The 18,041-nt window shown below is 63.1% G+C and carries 17 protein-coding genes and 2 riboswitches; of the genes, 12 read left to right on the top strand and 5 right to left on the bottom strand.

Going from position 1 to position 18,041, the window contains the following annotated elements; all coding sequences use genetic code 11:
• Positions 1-194: 194 nt before the first annotated feature.
• Positions 195-2,396 carry a catalase/peroxidase HPI gene (katG, locus tag O987_RS12945; RefSeq protein ID WP_043372672.1) on the top strand — a complete coding sequence of 734 codons (2,202 nt, stop codon included), beginning with the start codon at positions 195-197 and terminating at the stop codon, positions 2,394-2,396.
• 118 nt (positions 2,397-2,514) lie between these two features.
• On the opposite strand, the gene O987_RS12940 is transcribed toward katG, so the two are convergent.
• Complete coding sequence (locus O987_RS12940; RefSeq protein ID WP_043372670.1) at positions 2,515-2,772, bottom strand: hypothetical protein; 258 nt, start codon at positions 2,770-2,772, stop codon at positions 2,515-2,517.
• 153 nt (positions 2,773-2,925) lie between these two features.
• Between O987_RS12940 and O987_RS12935 the strand changes: the two genes are divergently transcribed.
• The 5 genes from O987_RS12935 (at position 2,926) to O987_RS12915 (ending at position 8,832) form a co-directional block, all read left to right on the top strand.
• Positions 2,926-3,396: a CopD family protein gene (locus O987_RS12935; RefSeq protein ID WP_003079451.1), complete on the top strand. Its 471-nt coding sequence runs from the start codon at positions 2,926-2,928 to the stop codon at positions 3,394-3,396.
• A gap of 220 nt (positions 3,397-3,616) precedes the next feature.
• Positions 3,617-4,192 (top strand): MarR family winged helix-turn-helix transcriptional regulator, encoded by a 576-nt coding sequence (locus O987_RS12930; RefSeq protein ID WP_080731637.1) that lies wholly within the window; start codon positions 3,617-3,619, stop codon positions 4,190-4,192.
• A gap of 61 nt (positions 4,193-4,253) precedes the next feature.
• The gene (locus O987_RS12925) at positions 4,254-5,738 is read left to right on the top strand and encodes an efflux transporter outer membrane subunit (RefSeq protein ID WP_043372668.1); all 1,485 of its coding nucleotides are present in this window, start codon (positions 4,254-4,256) and stop codon (positions 5,736-5,738) included.
• A gap of 151 nt (positions 5,739-5,889) precedes the next feature.
• Entirely contained in the window at positions 5,890-7,203 is a 1,314-nt protein-coding gene (locus tag O987_RS12920) for an HlyD family efflux transporter periplasmic adaptor subunit (RefSeq protein ID WP_043372666.1), read from the top strand.
• 15 nt (positions 7,204-7,218) lie between these two features.
• The gene (locus O987_RS12915) at positions 7,219-8,832 is read left to right on the top strand and encodes a DHA2 family efflux MFS transporter permease subunit (protein ID WP_003055444.1); all 1,614 of its coding nucleotides are present in this window, start codon (positions 7,219-7,221) and stop codon (positions 8,830-8,832) included.
• A 68-nt stretch (positions 8,833-8,900) separates the two neighbouring features.
• Here O987_RS12915 and O987_RS12910 read toward each other — a convergent pair whose 3' ends face one another.
• The gene (locus O987_RS12910) at positions 8,901-9,230 is read right to left on the bottom strand and encodes a hypothetical protein (protein WP_003055445.1); all 330 of its coding nucleotides are present in this window, start codon (positions 9,228-9,230) and stop codon (positions 8,901-8,903) included.
• 150 nt (positions 9,231-9,380) lie between these two features.
• On the opposite strand from O987_RS12910, the gene O987_RS12905 reads away from it, so the two are divergent.
• On the top strand, positions 9,381-10,493 hold the full coding sequence (locus O987_RS12905) for an MBL fold metallo-hydrolase (RefSeq protein ID WP_235214372.1): 1,113 nt from the start codon (positions 9,381-9,383) through the stop codon (positions 10,491-10,493).
• Between the two features lie 155 nt (positions 10,494-10,648).
• Positions 10,649-11,629: a helix-turn-helix domain-containing protein gene (locus O987_RS12900; protein ID WP_043372662.1), complete on the top strand. Its 981-nt coding sequence runs from the start codon at positions 10,649-10,651 to the stop codon at positions 11,627-11,629.
• Positions 11,630-11,657: 28 nt separating this feature from the next.
• On the opposite strand, the gene O987_RS12895 is transcribed toward O987_RS12900, so the two are convergent.
• From O987_RS12895 to O987_RS12885, 3 genes are all read right to left on the bottom strand, one after another.
• Positions 11,658-12,758, bottom strand: a complete 1,101-nt coding sequence (locus tag O987_RS12895) for a 2,3-butanediol dehydrogenase (RefSeq protein WP_043372658.1) — start codon at positions 12,756-12,758, stop codon at positions 11,658-11,660.
• A complete protein-coding gene (locus O987_RS12890) occupies positions 12,755-14,011 on the bottom strand; it encodes an MFS transporter (protein WP_051962176.1) in 1,257 nt (418 codons plus the stop codon). Before O987_RS12890 ends, O987_RS12895 begins: the two co-directional genes overlap by 4 nt.
• Before the next feature lie 90 nt (positions 14,012-14,101).
• Positions 14,102-14,635, bottom strand: a complete 534-nt coding sequence (locus O987_RS12885) for a 2,4'-dihydroxyacetophenone dioxygenase family protein (RefSeq protein ID WP_003055461.1) — start codon at positions 14,633-14,635, stop codon at positions 14,102-14,104.
• A gap of 294 nt (positions 14,636-14,929) precedes the next feature.
• Here O987_RS12885 and O987_RS12880 point away from each other — a divergent pair, with 294 nt between their 5' ends.
• The 4 genes from O987_RS12880 to O987_RS12865 all read left to right on the top strand — a co-directional run bounded on the left by O987_RS12880 (position 14,930) and on the right by O987_RS12865 (position 18,017).
• Positions 14,930-15,376: an energy transducer TonB gene (locus O987_RS12880; RefSeq protein WP_235214371.1), complete on the top strand. Its 447-nt coding sequence runs from the start codon at positions 14,930-14,932 to the stop codon at positions 15,374-15,376.
• Positions 15,377-15,465: 89 nt separating this feature from the next.
• Positions 15,466-15,575, top strand: a riboswitch (glycine riboswitch).
• 19 nt (positions 15,576-15,594) lie between these two features.
• Positions 15,595-15,720: riboswitch (glycine riboswitch) on the top strand.
• Between the two features lie 64 nt (positions 15,721-15,784).
• On the top strand, positions 15,785-16,921 hold the full coding sequence (gene gcvT / locus O987_RS12875; RefSeq protein ID WP_200879604.1) for a glycine cleavage system aminomethyltransferase GcvT: 1,137 nt from the start codon (positions 15,785-15,787) through the stop codon (positions 16,919-16,921).
• A gap of 122 nt (positions 16,922-17,043) precedes the next feature.
• Positions 17,044-17,418: a glycine cleavage system protein GcvH gene (gene gcvH, locus O987_RS12870; RefSeq protein ID WP_003055467.1), complete on the top strand. Its 375-nt coding sequence runs from the start codon at positions 17,044-17,046 to the stop codon at positions 17,416-17,418.
• Between the two features lie 47 nt (positions 17,419-17,465).
• Entirely contained in the window at positions 17,466-18,017 is a 552-nt protein-coding gene (locus tag O987_RS12865) for a MolR family transcriptional regulator (RefSeq protein WP_043372652.1), read from the top strand.
• Positions 18,018-18,041 lie beyond the last annotated feature (24 nt).

Here is an 18,041-nt window from a genome sequence, read left to right as displayed (position 1 = left end):
CGACCCATATTTCTTCCTATGGCGCTGCTTAGTAATTTCAATAGCACAACACGCCCTTCAGGCCAGCCGCGCACCGATAATTCATCTCAACCAATCGCTAATGGCTATTGAGTTGTATTGATTGATATCGATCATTGATTGATATCTGTTTCCTGGACCTACCGACCTGTCGGATCGTTGAAACGGAGAGCCCCATGACTACTGAATCCAAGTGCCCCTTCCACCAGGGACAGAACAGCGAAACCGCCGCCGCAGGCAACGCCACCAGCAACAAGGACTGGTGGCCCGATCAGCTGCGCGTGGATTTGCTGAGCCAGCACTCCGCCAAAAGCAACCCCTTGGGTGAAGACTTCAACTACGCCCAGGCTTTCCAGAAGCTGGACTATGAAGCCGTCAAGCGCGACCTGCGCGCCCTGATGACCGACTCGCAGGACTGGTGGCCTGCCGACTTCGGCCACTACGGCCCCCAGTTCATCCGCATGGCCTGGCACGCAGCCGGCACCTATCGCATTCAGGACGGTCGCGGTGGCGCGGGCCGCGCCCAGCAGCGCTTTGCGCCGCTCAACAGCTGGCCTGACAACGTCAACATCGACAAGTCGCGCCGCCTGCTGTGGCCGATCAAGCAAAAATACGGCAGCCAGATTTCCTGGGGCGACCTGATGATGCTGTGTGGCAATGTCGCACTGGAAACCATGGGTTTTCGCACCTTCGGCTTCGGCGGCGGTCGCGTGGACACCTGGGAACCCGATCAGGACGTGTATTGGGGCGCCGAGAAGGAATGGCTGGCGCCCACCCAGAACCCGCACAGCCGCTACAGTGGCGAGCGCGACCTCGAGAACCCGCTGGCCGCCGTGCAGATGGGTCTGATCTATGTCAACCCTGAAGGCCCGGACGGCAATGGCGACCCCCTCTCGGCCGCGCATGACATCCGCGACACCTTTGCCCGCATGGCCATGGATGACGAGGAAACCGTGGCGCTGATCGCCGGCGGCCACACCTTCGGCAAGACCCATGGTGCGGGCCCCGCCAGCCATGTGGGCGCCGAGCCCGAAGCCGCCGGCCTGGAAGCTCAGGGCCTGGGCTGGGCCAGCAGCTACAAGTCCGGCAAGGCCGGCGATGCCATCACCTCGGGCCTGGAAGTGACCTGGACCCAGACTCCTGCACAGTGGAGCAATTTCTTCTTCGAGAACCTGTTCAAGTACGAATGGGTGCAGGAAAAAAGCCCTGCCGGAGCCATTCAGTGGGTTGCCAAGGACGCTGGCGATGTCATCCCCGATGCACATGGCGGCCCCAACAAAAAGCCCACCATGCTGACCACCGACCTGTCGCTGCGCATGGACCCGGCCTACGAGAAGATCTCGCGCCGCTTCCTTGAAAACCCACAGGCTTTTGCCGAAGCCTTTGCCCGCGCCTGGTTCAAGCTGACCCACCGCGACATGGGCCCGCGTGCACGCTATCTGGGCCCCGAAGTACCCCGGGAAGAGCTGATCTGGCAAGACCCCATCCCTGCGGTCAAGCATGAACTGGTCAACGACGCCGATGTGGCCTCCCTCAAGGCCAGGCTGCTGGCATCGGGCCTGTCGGTGCAGGAGCTGGTGGCCACGGCCTGGGCCTCGGCCTCTACCTTCCGCGGTTCGGACAAGCGCGGCGGCGCCAACGGTGCCCGCATCCGCCTGGCTCCGCAAAAGGACTGGGCAGCCAACAACCCTGCGCAACTGGCCAAGGTACTGGGCAAGCTCGAGGAAATCCAGCGCGAGTTCAACAAGGCTGCCGAGGGCGACAAGCGCATCTCTCTGGCCGACCTGATCGTGCTGGCCGGCAGCGCGGGCGTAGAAAAAGCGGCCGCAGACGCTGGAGTGAAGATCAGCGTGCCCTTCACTCCCGGCCGCGGCGACGCCAGCGACGAGCAGACCGATGCCGAATCCTTCGCACCGCTGGAGCCCAAGGCCGACGGCTTCCGCAACCACCTGCAAGGACGTTTCCCGGCACCCGCCGAAGCCCTGCTGATCGACAAAGCCCAGTTGCTGACGCTCACGGCCCCCGAGATGACCGTGCTGATCGGCGGCCTGCGTGCCATCAACATCAACACCGCCGGCAACCACGGCGTGCTGACCCAGACTCCGGGCAAGCTGACGAACGACTTCTTCGTCAACCTGCTGGACATGGGCACACAGTGGCTGCCCCTGGAAGATGGCAACTACGAAGGCGTGGACCGCAAGAGCGGCGCCAAGAAGTGGACCGGCACCCGCGTGGACCTGGTCTTCGGCTCCAACGCCGTTCTGCGCGCCGTGGCCGAGGTCTATGCCGAGAAGGGCAACGAGCAGAAGTTCTATCAGGACTTCGTCGCTGCCTGGGCCAAGGTCATGGAACTGGACCGCTTCGACCTGAAGAAGTAACAGGGGAATTAACAGGGCGCGCCGGGGCGAAAGCCCCGGCTCCAGGAAAGCCCCAAAAGAAAAAGCTGCCAGTGCCTGTCAAACAGACGCTGGCAGCTTTTTTTTCAGGAGCAACACATCACACCTCCTGCTCGACCGCTTCCTGAGACAGATCCCGCAGATCCCGGCCCAGCACAAAGACTTGGTACTGGCTCTGCCCGCTGTCATCGCTCCAGACCTCGGGGCCGGACTCGCTCATATTGCCGCTCAGACCCAGTCCTTCGCGCAGCGCGCTTGAATCGGTCTGCTCGGCCAGCGCAAAGCGGCCGCTACCGGTACGCAAGGCGACCCGCCCGGAAGAGTGCTTGAAGGCGACAACGGTGGCTTGTTCCGACATCAGAACTCCTTCGCTGTAGTTGGCTGTTGTTGGCTGTTATGGGTTGCAGCCAGGTCCGATCAGGCCTGGGCTGGCGAAAGTCCTGCCATTTCAGCCTGTGTGCTCCCGATCTCCGTTAGGCTTGCGATGTTTCCCAATCAAGCCCCACAAGCCATGCTTTTCATCCTGTTCAAACTTCTGCACCTTCTGGCCATCATCATCTGGGTGGGCGGCATGTTTTTCGCGCATTTCTTTCTGCGCCCTGCCGTCCAGGGCCTGCAGCCACCCGAGCGCGTGACGCTGATGCATGGTGTGCTGCAGCGCTTTTTTGCCTGGGTCATGGTGCTGGTGGTCGTCGTGCTGGCCACCGGCATCGGCATGATTGGCAGCATTCATGCCATGGCCGCCCAGGCCGGCGGCCAGTTCAACATGCCGGTCAACTGGATTGTGATGAGCATTCTGGGCCTGGTGATGATGGCCGTGTTCGGTCATATCCGCTTCGCACTGTTCAAGCGCCTGAATGCGGCCGTGCAGCTCAAGGACTGGCCCGCCGGCGGCAAGGCGCTGGAGAGCATCCGCAAATGGGTTTCCTTCAATCTGGCCCTGGGCCTGGTGATCGTGGTCGTGCTGCGCGTTCCGCTCTGAGGCGGCAGCAGCCTTCAGCAAGCCCGGTCCTCATGGCCGGGCTTTTTTTATAGGTACGGCAAGGCTCCGGCGCATACCAACAATGCGCAAACTGCTTTTGTTTTCATAGCAACAAAAGCAGAGACTGCGCAGGCAGGTACGGATCCATTCAAAACCTTGCTGACATTTTTTTGCAGCTGCACAATAATTGCCGGCTCAATCATTGACCAAGCAAATATTGGTGGCGCCATTGCAAAACCAGACCGACCCCATCATCGACCCGCAGGACGAATCCAGCTTCTTCTACCAGGCGGGGGTCTACGCGCCGGACAAAAGCATTGGCTTTCTCATGCGGCGTGTCCTGAGCTCCATCCTGCAACTGGCCGACGCCCAGTTGGCCGAGCAAGGACTGACCTATGTGCAGTGGCTGCCGCTGTACAAGCTGCTGGTCTGCGCCGACACCAATAGCAGCACGCTGGCCAAGGATCTCGGCATGGACCCGGCTTCGGTGACGCGCGCACTGGACCGCATCGAGGCCAAGGGGCTGCTGCGCCGCGAGCGCTCCACCGCCGACCGGCGCGTGGTGCATCTGGTGCTCACCGAGGAGGGACGCAGCGTCGCCACCCAGGTGCCCAAGGTGCTGACCAAGGTGCTCAACGGCCATCTGCGCGGCTTCAGCCACAGCGAATGCACGCTGATGCTGTCCATGCTGCAGCGCATGCTGGTCAACGGCGATGCATTACGCGAGGCCCTGACCCAGGAGCCCGCCAAGCCCCCCATCCAAACGAACGAGGCAGGCCGCCCCCCGGGGGGCTAGGCTGGCCTGCTGCCTACTTTTTTCACCGCCCTATTTCAATAAAAACCACTGGCACTTTTCCATGACCTCTAGACCTTCAAGCAAACCCGCCGCAGAGCAAGCCCCTGGCCGCCCGCTGCTGGCAACCGCAGCACTGGCCGCTGCGCTGACACTGGCAGGCTGTGCCTCGCAAGGACCGGCACACCAGCCGCTGGCGCGACTGGGCTCGGCCGATGTCGGCCTGAACGACTCCGCCAGCCTCAGCACTGCAGATGCCACGGCACTGGCCTCCTCCCAATGGTGGGCAGGTCTGGGCGATGCCCGGCTCAATCAGCTCATCGATCAGGCCCTGGCCGGCAGCCCCAGCCTGGCCGCCAGCAACGCCCGCTTTGAAAAAGCCGCAGCCCTGGCCACGGCCAGCAGCACGGCCAGCGATGTGCGCGGAACGCTGAGCGCCGACGCCACACGCCAGCGCTACACGGCCAACGGCATGATTCCCGCCCCCATCGCGGGCAATATCTACAACAGCGGCAATCTGCAGGCCGGCCTGTCCTGGTCGCCCGACTTCTTCGGCAAGCATGCCGCGGACCTGCAGGCCGCGCTGGGCCAGGCGCGCGCCGCCAAGGCCGACAGCGCTGCCGCCGCCAACCAGTTGGCCGCACAGGTGGCGCGCAGCTATATCGCCCTGGCGCGGCTGATTGCCCAGAAGGAAGTGGCAGAACGCACGCTGGGCCAGCGCCAGTCATTGCTGAACCTGAGCGAGCAGCGCACCCGAGCGGGCCTCGACAGCCAGGTGGAGCTGACCCAGGCCCAGGCAGGCATGCCCGATGCCCAGACCCAGATCGAGATGCTCGGCGAGCAGATCACGCTGGCGCGCCGCACCATTGCCGTGCTCTGCGCCCAGGCGCCCGATGCGCAGAATGCGCTCTCGCCCAGACTGTCAGTGCTGCGCATCCAGCCCGTGCCCCAGGCTCTGGGCGCGGATCTGCTGGGCCGCCGCCCCGATGTGGTTGCCGCGCGCTGGCGCGTGGAAGCGGCCACGCAAGGCATTGAATCCGCCAGGGCCGACTTCTACCCCGATGTGAACCTGACCGCCTTTGTGGGCCTGAACGCGCTGGGCCTGGACAATCTGCTGCAGGGCAGCTCGCGCCAGATGGGCATCACGCCCGCGCTGCGCCTGCCCATCTTCGACGGCAAGCGCCTGCGCGCCCAGTTGCGCGGCAAACAGGCCGATCTCGACACCGCCATCGCCCAGTACAACGGCGCCGTGCTCGATGCCGTCAAGCAGGCGGGCGACGCGATTGCCTCCGTGCAATCGCTGAAGCGCCAGCAGCAGCTGCAAACCGAGTCGCTGTCCAAGGCCGAGCGGGCCTATGACTTTGCCGTGCAGCGCTATCAGGCCGGCCTGGGCAGCCAGATCACCGTGCTCAACACCGAAACCCAGCTCATCAACCAGCGCCGCCTGGCCGTGGACCTGCAGGCACGCGAGCTCGATACCCGTGTGGCCCTGGCCGCAGCCCTGGGCGGCGGCTGGAGCGACGACACCCCGGCTGTTGCCCTGCAATAAACATCGGGCTCAACAAAATTAATAGCTGCTTTCGATCTGCCATCAATGAATTCAAGGCAGAAACACTTTCAATTCCTTTATTGACAAGCGTCAGCAGCTCCTCTTTTTCAATAGCGCAAAACCGCTTCACAGATAACAAAGCGCCAACATCATGACCGACACCAAGCCTACTCAGAACGCTCCCCAAGCTCCTGCGGCAGCTACGCCCAGCGCCAACCCTGCGGGCCGCCGCAAGGGCCTGACCATCGTGGCGGCCGCTGTCGCCGTGGCCGCCATCGCCTGGGGAGGCTGGCACTGGATGGTGGCCCGCAACTACCAGACCACGGACAACGCCTATGTGGCCGGCAACGTGGTGCAGATCACGCCCCAGGTCGGCGGCACCGTGATCAGCATCGGCGCCGACGATACCGACTATGTCAAGGCCGGCCAGTTGCTGGTGCAGCTGGACCCTGCCGACTATCTGGTGCAACTGGCCCAGGCCGAGTCGCAACTGGCCCAGACCGCGCGCCAGACCCGCACCCTGTATGCCAACAACGCCCCGCTGGCCGCACAGGTGGCCCAGCGCGAAGCCGATCTGCTGCGCCTCAAGGCCGACGCCGCCAAGGCCAACGACGATGTGACACGCCGCCGCCCGCTCACGGCCACCGGCGCCGTGGGCAAGGAAGAGTTTGACCATGCCAAGGCCCTGGCAACGGCGGCCAGCAATTCCGTGGCGGCCGCGGAAGCCGCCGTGCGCGCGGCCAAGGCCCAGCTGACAGCCGCCGAAGCCCAGACCAAGGGCACGACGGCCGAGGACTTCCCCGCCGTCATGGCGGCCGCAGCCAAGGTGCGCGAAGCCTATCTGGCCCTGCAGCGCACGCGACTGATCGCGCCCGTGGACGGCTTTGTGGCCAAGCGCGGCGTGCAACTGGGCCAGCGCGTGGCAGCCGGCTCGCCGCTGCTGACCGTGGTCGATCTGCACAAGCTCTGGGTGGACGCCAACTTCAAGGAAAGCCAGCTGGCCGATCTGCGCATGGGCCAGAAGGTGGAGCTGACCGCCGATGTCTACGGCGACAAGACCACCTACGAAGGCAAGGTCGTGGGCCTGGGCGCGGGCACGGGTGCGGCGTTTGCGCTGCTGCCCGCCCAGAACGCCACGGGCAACTGGATCAAGGTGGTGCAGCGCGTTCCCGTGCGCATCAGCCTGGAGCCCGAAGCGCTCAAGCAGCACCCGCTGCGTGTGGGCCTGTCCATGGACGTGAAGGTCGACATCCGCAACAAGGACGGCCAGGCCCTGGCCAGCACGCCGCGCAGCGAGCCCGTGGCCCAGACCACCGTCTATGACGGCAGCCTGGCACAGGCCGAGCAGCGCATCCAGCACATCATCGCGGGCGACAAGCTGCCTGCACTGACCCGGCTGGTCGATCTGCCGGCACCGGCCGCACCCGCTCAGCCCGCCCAGTCCGCAGCCCAAGCTGCGCAATAAGACGCGGAATCAGCCATGACTTCCACGACTTCTGCCAACCCCGGAGCGGGCGCCTCGCCACCGGCTCCGGCGGCCCGCCCCATGCCGCCGGTCATCGCCCCGCTCAAGGGCGCGCAGCTCGCCCTGGGCACGCTGGCGCTATCGCTGGCCACCTTCATGAACGTGCTGGACTCCTCCATCGCCAACGTGGCCATTCCGGCCATCTCCGGCGATGTGGGCGTCAGCCCCAGCCAGGGCACCTGGGTCATCACCAGCTTTGGTGTGGCCAATGCCATCTCCGTGCCGCTGACGGGCTGGCTCACCCAGCGCTTCGGCGCCGTGCGCCTGTTCACCATGAGCGTGCTGCTGTTCGTGCTGACCTCCTGGCTCTGCGGCTTTGCCTCGTCGCTGGAGATGCTGGTGCTGTTCCGCGTGCTGCAAGGCGCTGTGGCCGGCCCCATGATTCCGCTGTCGCAGACCCTGCTGCTGTCCAGCTATCCGCCTGCCAAGGCCGGTGTGGCGCTATCGCTCTGGGGGGTGACCACGCTGGTCGCGCCCGTGGTGGGGCCGCTGCTGGGCGGCTGGATCACGGACAATATTTCCTGGCCCTGGATCTTCTACATCAACGTGCCCGTGGGCCTGCTCTCGGCCCTCATGACCTGGAGCATCTACCGCAACCGCGAAACGCCCACGCGCAAGCTGCCAATCGACACCGTGGGCCTGTCCCTGCTCGTGCTCTGGGTGGCGGCGTTGCAGCTGATGCTGGACAAGGGCAAGGAGCTCGACTGGTTTGCCTCCAATGAAATCATCGCCTTTGCGGTGATCGCTGTCGTGGCTTTTGCCGTGTTCGTGGTCTGGGAGCTGACCGACGCCCATCCCGTCGTCGATCTGCGCCTGTTCAAGCGACGCAACTTTGCGGCCGGCTCGATCGCGCTGTCCATCGCCTACGGCCTGTTCTTCGGCAATGTGGTGCTGCTGCCGCTGTGGCTGCAGCAATGGATGGGCTATACCTCCACCTCGGCCGGCCTGGCCCTGGCGCCGGTGGGCCTGCTAGCCATCCTGCTCACGCCCATGGTGGGTCGCAAGGTCGGTGTCTGGGACCCGCGCAAGATGGCCACGATTGCCTTCATCGTGTTTGCCATGGTGCTGTGGATGCGCTCGCAGTTCACCGTGGAGACCGACTTCGCCCACATCCTGATTCCCACGCTGATTCAGGGCGGCGCCATGGCCTTCTTCTTCATTCCGCTGACCACCATCACGCTGAGCGGACTGACGCCGGATCGCATCCCTGCCGCCGCAGGTTTGTCCAACTTCGTGCGGATCACGGCTGGCGCCATGGGCACCTCGATTGCCACCACGCTCTGGGAAAGCCGGGCTTCCATGCACCATGCGCATCTGACCGAGCTGCTGGTGCAGGGCCAGGGGACGTTTGCGAGCACGGTCAGAAACCTGCAGGCGGCAGGCATGAGTGCCGAGCAGGCCTATGCCCAGATCAACCGGCTGATCGATCAGCAGGCCTTCACGCGGGCCGCCGACGACATCTTTCTGGCATCGTCCTTTCTGTTCCTGAGCCTGATCGTGCTGATCTGGTTCACCAAGCGCCCGGCCTCTGCCGCAGGAGGCGCCGACGCGGCCGCCGGCGCACACTGAAAATTCCAGGATGAATCGGCTGGAAACGCTTTATCCACAAGCACTTCCAGCTATTTTTTTTGATAGTTCTAGCTGCCGGCAGCCTGCTTGTCCAGGCGCCGCAAAAACACCTGCAACTCCTTGACGACCTGGGCATCGCCCTTGGCCCGGGCGCAGCTCAGCCCTTGCTGCCAGGCGGCGCGCGCGGCCTGTGCATCGCCCAGCGCCAGCTCCACCTTGCCCAGCTGCTTCCAGGCGACGGAGTATTCGGCATCCAGCGCCGTTGCCTTGCGCAGATGCTCGCGCGCGACGGCCATCTGCTCCTCGTCGGCATAGGCCTTGCCCAGGGTATAGCGCAGCAGCGCACCGTCCTTGCCGGCTGCCAGCATGCCCTCCAGATTGCGAACCATGGGATTCATGTGTATTTGCTCCTCGGACAGCGAGTGTCGCATTCGACTCATCCGATCATGGGAATGGCCGCTGCGGCGATACGGCCTCTTGCAAATCGGCTCTTGCAGCGCTGCAAACCGTCCCAAACTGCGGCCAATGTCCCACTCAGGCGCCCGATCTTGTTTAAAAAACCGAGCCTCACCACCCCCCTCGCCGACTACGAGGACTCGCCTCAATACTCGGGCGGGCGCTTTCGCAACACACATCCACGTCCGGCCAACAGCCCCAAGCCCGATGCCGGGACGCTATGGAAGTTCTTCTTCAACAAGCCGGCCGATTCCGAGCCGGGCAAGGCACTGCCCGTTCTGCCGCTGAGCACGGCTGAACTGAACCTCGCGCCCGAGCGCAGCCTCTATCGCCTGGGCCATTCGACCTTGCTGATGAAGCTTCGCGGCGGCTGGTGGCTGACGGACCCAGTGTTTTCCGAGCGTGCCTCTCCACTGTCGTTTGCCGGCCCCAGGCGCTTTCATGCCCCGCCGATTACCCTGGACGAGTTGCCTGCCTTGCGCGGCGTGCTGCTGTCGCATGATCACTACGATCACCTGGACCGCGCCACCATCCGCGTGCTTGCGCCCAAGGTGGGCATTTTTCTCTGCCCTTTGGGAGTGGGAGACAGATTGGCGGCCTGGGGCGTGCCGACCGACAAGATCGTTCAGCACGACTGGTGGCAGGGCAGCGAGGTCGACGGCCTGCGTTTCACGGCCACGCCAGCCCAGCATTTCTCGGGACGTAGCCTGCGCGACGGCAACCGCACGCTCTGGGCGTCCTGGACCATAGAAGATCGTCAGGCCGACAGGCCGCTGCGCGTCTTCTTCAGCGGCGATGGCGGCTACTTCGACGGTTTTGCCGAAATCGGCAGGCGCTTCGGCCCCTTCGATGTCACGTTGATGGAGACCGGCGCCTACGATGCCCACTGGCCCTATGTCCATATGCACCCGGCGCAGACCGTGCAGGCTCACCGGGATCTCGGCGGCCAATGGCTGCTGCCCATACACAACGGCACGTTCAACCTCGCCATGCATGCCTGGTGGGACCCGTTCGAGCAGATCCTGGGCCTGGGCAGACAGCACGGCATAGCGATTGCCACCCCCATGATGGGCGAGCGCCTGGACCTGGGCGCTCCGCATGCGGGCTCGGCCTGGTGGCGCGCCTGCGCCGGCTTGAAGGCGGATTCGCACCAACCGTCTTCAACCGGCGAAGTAACGCCACTAGACTTCCGCCCCCATCCTTGATGCGCGCAGACAGCCAGGCCTTGATCCGCAGGATGCTCCCGTAACTCCACGGATCCGGGCGCAAACATGTCATGGTAGAGTTTGCAGGGCATTGCCGACACCCAATCGCTCCCCCAGGTCGGCAAACGCTATGAGAGCCTGCCAAGGAGACACCCATGCCCTCGCTTGCGCCATGCGCGGTGAACCGGATCGCTACGGATGCCTTTCCCGCCAGTCAGCGCCTGGACCAATGGGAGGCCTACAACGCGTCTTTTCTGGTCGGATTGCGCTGCTCATCCTACGCCGACGAAGGTCTGAACGCGCGGCAGAGCAATATGCGGTTAGGCCAGCTGGCCATGGCCGACATCGACGGCAATGCCCATGTCATCGAGCGCACGCCACAACTGGTGCGCCAGCATCCCAAGGAGTCGGTTTTCGTCTCCCTGGTGCTCAGCAGCGGTGCCTTCTTCTATCAGGAGCACAGCTGCATCCACCTTGCCCCGGGCGACCTGGTGATCTATGACACCCGGCATGCCTATCTGTTCGGCTTCACCCACCAGATGCACCAATTCCTCGTGGATACGCCCGCAGACTGGTTCTACCGCAACTGCAGCCGCGCGCAACTTCCCGGCCCGATCTGTGTTTCGGGAGCGGCAGGCAGCGGACGCGTGCTCAATCACGCGTTCCAGAAGCTGGTAGGCAATGCCATGGCCCGCCCGGAAGGGGTGGAGCAGGATCGGCTGCAGTTCGAGGCCTGCGACCTGCTGCGCACCATGCTGGCCGGAGAGGCAGCAGGCAGCAGTGCGCTACGCGCCTCCCACCTGCTGGCCGCGCGCGTCCATATCGACGAGCACCTGCACCGCCACTCACTGGATGCGAGCGAAGTCGCTGCCGCCTCAGGCGTCTCCCTGAGGCACCTGAACCGGATGCTGCAGGCCGAGGGACACAGCGTGACCGAGCTGATTCTCATACGCCGCCTGGAGCGTGCTGCCATAGAATTGCGCCAGGCTGCCCTGGGCCGCTACAGCATCGCCGAAATCGCCTACCGCTGCGGCTTTGCCAGCCAGGCCCACTTTGCGCGCAGGTTCCGCTCGCACCACGGCATGACACCTACGCAAATGCGCGAGCAGCCCGGTCTGCACCGGGCTACGACTTAGCGGCAGGCGCTGCGGGCACCACCAAGACTCAGGAACTACCGGCGTGAGCGCCGGACCCGGCATCTCGGTCCACTTCCAGCGACTGCGGCTGCACCAGCACCTTGATCGCATCCCCTGCAGACGCCAGCCGCTCAAAACCGTCCTGTATGGCAGCTTCCAGACTTACGGCGTGGGTCACGATCTTGCCTGCGTCCACGACCCCGCGAGCCATCAGCTCCAGCAGTTCCGGATACAGGCCCCGATAGCCCAGGCTGGAGGTAATGCGCAGCTCACGGTTGACCAGATCGAAGGTATCGATACGCGCCTCGGGCATGAGCCCCAGCAGCACGGCTTCGCCGCCCTTGCTCAGCACTCCAAGAGCACCCTGCAGTGTTTCCGGGCGGCCCACCGCTTCAAACGAGACTGGTACGCCCACCCCGCCCGTGAGTTCACGCACCTGCTGCACCACATCGCCCTGACTGGCATCGACCGTGTCGCTGGCGCCTAGCTCGCGCGCCAGACCCAGGCGCCGTGCATCGACGTCGACGGCAATGATGCGGCCCGCTTCATGGTGCCTGGCTATCATCACCAGCAGCAGACCGATGGCCCCCATGCCGAAGATGACGCAATCGTCGCCAGCGCGCAACGCGCTTCGGCGCACAGCATGCAATGCCACTGCAGCAGGCTCGGCCACCGCAGCCTGCCTAAAGCTCAGCGAAGGGGGCAGCACATGCGCCATATAGGCGGGAACCACGGCTTCCTCTGCCATGCCACCATCTCCCATGAGCCCCACAAAGCCCATGGATTCGCACAGGTTGTAGCGCCCGCTGCGGCAATAGATGCAGTGCCCGCAGCGGTACTCCGGCTCCACGGCAATCCTGTCGCCAACGCCGAGCCCTTTCACATCTGCTGCCACTTCCACCACCGTGCCACAGAATTCGTGACCGATGACGATGGGCGCAACACGGCCGGACAAGGGATGCGGGACATTGACCGGAATCGAGTCTGGCCCGTGCAGATACTCATGCATGTCACTGCCGCAGATCCCGCAGTACGCTACCTCGATGCGGATTTCTCCGGCCTTCAAGGGCCTGCGCTCGATGACTTCCAGACGCAGATCGAGAGCGCCATGCCATTTCAGAGCTTTCATGCCTGCGACTCCTGCAATGCGGCAGCCAGCAAGCCGCTGCCAACGCGCCTGGGCGCTGTTTCAATCAGCCCCAGGGAAAGCATGCCCGCCAGCAGAGCACCCGCAGCCGCCACCCACATCACCACATCAAGTCCCCACCGATCGGCTGCCAGCCCGGCCAGCGTCGGGGCGACGAAACCACCAAGCAGCTCGCCAAAACCCATGATCATCCCCAAGGCCGTGGCCATGGCCGCTCGCGGAACGGTCTCCGCCGGAATCGTGGCCATGAAGAGCGTGAAGCAGCCCAGGCCGGTGTAAGTCAGCAACAGCAAGCCGCCCAACAGCGCCGGTGACTGCACATGCAAAAAAGCCATCGGACAGCAGGCCGCGACAAAGGAGAAGAAGATCAGTGCAGGACGGCGACCTACCCGGTCCGAAATGGCAGGCACTGCGAAACCCCAGATGACCCAGGCCACGCCCATGCAGCTCATGACCGCACTCATCGTGCCCGGCTCGAAGCCCTTGGCATTGACCAGATAGGTCGGCGCAAAAGAGATGATGATTACGAACCAGGCCATGAAGACGCAGCTGATCAGCACGCTCAGCCAGATATTGCGCTCACGCAGCAGAGCCCAGCGTGAGCCTGTCGGCACGGCTTCGGCCTGGCCGCTGCTATCTGTGCTTCGCACATGGCGCCAGATAAGCGCTGCGGCAATCAGCCCCGGAACGCAGGTCAGGTAGAACGCAGTGCGCCAGCCATAAGCCACGGCCAGCGCAACAATCACCGGCGGTGCGATCACGGCGCCCAGCAAGCCCGCAGACGAGCCCTGCAGCAAGCCCATGTTGAGGCCGCGACGGCTCGGCGTAGAGGCTTCGACCATCAGAGTCTGCGACAGCGGCAGTATCGGCCCTTCCGCCAAACCCATCAGCGCTCGCAACAACAACAGCCCCACAAAGCCGCCCACCAGACCCGACAAGGCCGAACACAGCGAAAACATCAGTACCGAAAGAATCAGCACCGTTTTGCGCTTGCCATTGCGGTCTGTGTAGGCCCCGAAGAATGCACCGGAAGCCGCCCATGCCAATGCCAGGATCGACGAAAGCATACCCAGCTGGGCATTGTTCAGATCCAGTTCCTTGGAGACAAAAGGAAATAAGAACGACAATGCCAGGCGGTCAAAAAAAACGATACCAAAAGTGAAAAACAGAATGAGCAGCAGCTTGTTTTCATAGCTCACCCACCCGATTTTTAGGGCTTCATCTCGATGTCTCATGTCTCTCTCCATTCCGTTTTTGGCGGGTTATTCCATTATTCAGAAAATCCCGCCTTTCATCTGATGCATTTTCAAGCCAATTTCAGATAGCTATCGAAAAAGCGTGTCCACATAATCTGCACCTATGCCGACTTTTTCATAGTGCTTTCGGCATAGCTCTATGTAGCTGTGAACATCGAAATATCCGTCCGGCTTTCCGTCATCATCGAGCCAGATCAGCGGCCCCTTGACGATAAAGAACGCACGCATGGGTTGCTCATGTTCATAGGCCACCAGGGTATGGCCTTCCCCCGGTGTCTCGTAGACGAAATCACCGGCACGGGCCGTCCAGTCATGCTCCAGATAACCCCATTTCCCGGAAATGGTATAGGCAAATACTTCATGCGGGTGGTAATGCCGATTGACCAGACCCGCTTCCTTGGCCATCAGAATATCGCACCATTTGTTTTGCGATGGAGAAATCCAGAGAGGGCGGGACAATACAGTCTCTGAGAATGGAACATAATAGCGCTCGTCCTCAGTGGGCGCGTTCTGTATATAAACTTCCGGCTGCGCATCGGGCTGAAAGCAATCAGAAATCGGCTTCAGATTCTTCCAAAATTCGTTCGTGGCTTTTTCGGGCATTTTGTCTCCTTGGATAAATGTTCTTTGATGAACGTCATAATCCTATCTGCGGCAAAAAATCTGTTTTGCCTCCTCCGGACATGGCGTTTGACCCCGCAAGACAAACCCTGGACAAGGCCGGCCGGACACAAATACGCCCCAGGCTGAACAGCACACATCGGGAGCGCGTCCGAAAATCGACCGGGGATGACCGAGAATGCCGCCATGCATATTTCACGCCACTCACGCTGTCTTGCTGCATGCGCGGCCGTCTTGGGAGCAGTGCTGCTTAGTGCCTGCGCCGGCAACCCTGCCATGGCGCCTAAGGCGGCCGACATCACTCCCCTGCAGCCCCAGGCTGACTCCGCCCCCGCTTCCGGCGGCCAAACCGTAAATTGGCCCGCCTGGATCAATGCAGATTGCACGCCCCCCGCCCAGCTCGACCAGCAACCCCTTCCACGCCGCCACACCACGCCTTTCATCAGCGCCCACTGGTTTCCGAACGGATTGGAGACCACGGTGGTCTTCCGTCTGGAAGTCACAGCTCAAGGTCAGCTCGGCCGTGTGGCCTACCAGCCCGCCGATGCCGATCCACGCATCGTGAAGTCCATACTGCAATCGCTCAAACGCTGGCAATTCAAGCCCGGCATGCGCCAGGGCCAGCCTGTGACGTCCTGCTTCGAGCAGCCCTATCAGTTGGTGTTTCCGCGCCAAGAAGTCGACGCCCCTCGCACGCCCACCATGAACACAGACCCGCAGTGAGAACGCAAGCTCAGTGACAGACGATCTGTGCTCGAAAACCCCAAAATCCACTCATTGCGGTGGTGCAGGTCCCCTGCCCACCGCTAGAATTGCCAACGTCAGGAGAGAGTGCCTGCAGCTTGAAGCTGCCTCGCACCGCCGAAGGCGCAGACCCCCACCCGGTGTCAAAACGCTCAGGCAAAAGGACTGACAAGCGCTGCAAGGTGTGCAAACCTGCAGCGTCCCTTGCTGGAGAGAGATGAAGGCCGTCATTTCTTATGTGCGCCGACATCCACCGAAGGAGCAAACTGCCCGCGAAAGCAAGGGCGGTGAATCTCTCAGGTAAAGCGGACAGCAGGGCAAGCCCGCCACGCATGGCCCAGCCATGCATGGCCACTCATTTTGGTTTGACCACCGGAGCGCTTGCCTGTGACTGCTGCTGACACCTCTTCCGATCTGCGTTCCACACCGCTGTTTGCCCTGCACCAGAAACTGGGTGCCCGCATGGTGCCGTTTGCCGGCTACTCCATGCCCGTGCAATACCCTCAAGGCCTGATGGCCGAGCACCTGCACACCCGCAAGGCCGCCGGCCTCTTCGATGTCTCGCACATGGGCCAGTTGCTGCTGCGCGGCCCCGATGCCGCAGCCGCGCTTGAGTCGCTGATGCCCGTCGATGTCATGGACCTGGGACAGCACAAACAGCGTTACGGCCTGCTGCTCAATGAGCAAGGCGGCATTCTGGACGACCTGATGTTCGTCAACCGTGGCGAAGATCTGTTCCTCATCGTCAACGGCGCCTGCAAAGAGGCCGATATCGCCCATATCCAGAGCCGCATCGCCAACCGCTGCGAGGTCATCCCTCTGCCCGAGCGCGCCCTGCTGGCCCTGCAAGGCCCGCAAGCCGCTGCGGCACTCTCGCGCCTGATTCCCGGTGTTGCGCAATTGGTCTTCATGACCGGCAATCACTTCGACTGGCAAGGCCATGCGCTCTACATCACGCGCAGCGGCTATACGGGCGAGGACGGTTTTGAAATCTCCCTGCCCGGCGAAGCGGCAACAGCTTTTGCCGAAGCGCTGCTGGCCCAGCCCGAGGTGGCGCCCATCGGTCTGGGCGCGCGCAACTCGCTGCGCCTTGAAGCCGGACTTTGCCTGTATGGCAACGACATCGACACCAGCACCACGCCCGTCGAAGCCGCGCTGAACTGGGCCATGCAGAAGGTGCGCCGCAGCGGCGGCGAACGCGCGGGAGGCTTTCCCGGTGCGGCCATCGTGCTGGAGCAATTGCAGAACCCGCAATCGCTGCGCCGCAAGCGCGTGGGCCTGATTGCGCTGGAGCGCATTCCCGTGCGCGAGCCCGCTGTGCTGGAGAACATGGACGGGCAGCATATCGGCCACATTACCAGCGGCCTGCTCAGCCCCACGCTCAACCAGCCCGTGGCGCTGGCCTATGTCGAGCCCGACTACGCCGCCATCGATACGGAAATCTTCGCCATGGTGCGCGGCAAGCCCGTGCCCATGAAAGTGGTCGCCACGCCCTTCGTTCCCACCCGCTACTACCGCGGCTAGGTCTGCCGCCGCGGATGAGACGGGCCAGTTTGCCAAACAGCGGCCAGAACACCGCTAAAGTGCGATCTGGACCTTTCTCAAACAACACCCGATTCCCCTGAATCCCCCATCTGGAGCTTTTCATGAGCATCAAGTATTCCAAAGAACACGAGTGGATCAACGCCGCTGACACCAATGCCGCCATCGTCGGCATCACCGTACACGCACAGGATGCGCTGGGCGATGTGGTGTTTGTGGATCTGCCTGCCGTGGGCTCCACCTTCAAGGCCGGCGATGTCGCAGGCGTGGTCGAGTCCGTCAAGGCTGCTGCCGATGTCTACATGCCCGTGACCGGCGAGATCGTCGAAGTCAACGAAGCCCTGCGCGATGACCCATCGCTCGCCAACAGCGACCCGCTGGCCACAGGCTGGTTCTTCAAGGTCAAGATGAGCAATGTGGGCGAGCTCGAAGGTCTGATGGAAGAGACCGCCTACAACGACTTCGCCAAGGACAACTAAGCGTATCAACGGCCCTCGCTTTGCGAAGGCCGTTTTTGCATGCAGCCATGAGCACCATCCAGTATTTCGACGATCCGGAAGTCGGTCTCGCCCGCGAGACCAGCCACCCGGCCTTTGTGCGCATCGCGACCCAGGACTTCTACTACGACTGCGGTGACGACTTCAGCCCCTTCGGCAACGATGACGGCAGCGACACACTGGCCGCACTTGAAGAGTGGTACCAGGAGCAGACGGGCAGCAAGCCCGCCAAGGCGCTGCGTTTTTTGCACCAGCAACTGAGCGACTGGGATCTGCCAGTGCCCGAGGACATGCTGGCTCATGACGATGCGGCCAAGGCCCAATGGCTGGCCAGCGACGACATGAACCAGAGCTATCTGCGCTCGGTCTGCCGCGCCCACGTGGCCACGGCCTTTGGCCAGTTCAAGATCACCGGCAGCATCGATGCCGATCTGCACCAGCAGGCACTGCTTGCCCTGGCCTGCCAGCAATGGCTGAACACCGTGGCACGCAGCAAATATCCCGATTGGGAATATGCCGACCAGGAAAGTGAACGCCTGGCCCTGATGAACACCGCGCTGGAACAGGCCAGCGCTGCTTGAAGCACCGGCCGCATGCCTTCAGGC

Origin of the sequence: Comamonas testosteroni TK102, from assembly GCF_000739375.1 — a bacterium.
GTDB lineage: Bacteria > Pseudomonadota > Gammaproteobacteria > Burkholderiales > Burkholderiaceae_C > Comamonas > Comamonas brasiliensis.
This window is presented reverse-complemented; position numbering and strand designations above follow the sequence as displayed.

Bases quoted from the DNA above. Each gene is read 5' to 3' on its own strand.
- katG (WP_043372672.1), top strand. From the start codon at position 195: ATGACTACTGAATCCAAGTGCCCCTTCCACCAGGGACAGAACAGCGAA.
- O987_RS12940 (WP_043372670.1), bottom strand. From the start codon at position 2,772: ATGTCGGAACAAGCCACCGTTGTCGCCTTCAAGCACTCTTCCGGGCGG.
- O987_RS12935 (WP_003079451.1), top strand. From the start codon at position 2,926: ATGCTTTTCATCCTGTTCAAACTTCTGCACCTTCTGGCCATCATCATC.
- O987_RS12925 (WP_043372668.1), top strand. From the start codon at position 4,254: ATGACCTCTAGACCTTCAAGCAAACCCGCCGCAGAGCAAGCCCCTGGC.
- O987_RS12920 (WP_043372666.1), top strand. From the start codon at position 5,890: ATGACCGACACCAAGCCTACTCAGAACGCTCCCCAAGCTCCTGCGGCA.
- O987_RS12915 (WP_003055444.1), top strand. From the start codon at position 7,219: ATGACTTCCACGACTTCTGCCAACCCCGGAGCGGGCGCCTCGCCACCG.
- O987_RS12910 (WP_003055445.1), bottom strand. From the start codon at position 9,230: ATGAATCCCATGGTTCGCAATCTGGAGGGCATGCTGGCAGCCGGCAAG.
- O987_RS12900 (WP_043372662.1), top strand. From the start codon at position 10,649: ATGCCCTCGCTTGCGCCATGCGCGGTGAACCGGATCGCTACGGATGCC.
- O987_RS12895 (WP_043372658.1), bottom strand. From the start codon at position 12,758: ATGAAAGCTCTGAAATGGCATGGCGCTCTCGATCTGCGTCTGGAAGTC.
- O987_RS12890 (WP_051962176.1), bottom strand. From the start codon at position 14,011: ATGAGACATCGAGATGAAGCCCTAAAAATCGGGTGGGTGAGCTATGAA.
- O987_RS12885 (WP_003055461.1), bottom strand. From the start codon at position 14,635: ATGCCCGAAAAAGCCACGAACGAATTTTGGAAGAATCTGAAGCCGATT.
- O987_RS12880 (WP_235214371.1), top strand. From the start codon at position 14,930: ATGGCGCCTAAGGCGGCCGACATCACTCCCCTGCAGCCCCAGGCTGAC.
- gcvH (WP_003055467.1), top strand. From the start codon at position 17,044: ATGAGCATCAAGTATTCCAAAGAACACGAGTGGATCAACGCCGCTGAC.
- O987_RS12865 (WP_043372652.1), top strand. From the start codon at position 17,466: ATGAGCACCATCCAGTATTTCGACGATCCGGAAGTCGGTCTCGCCCGC.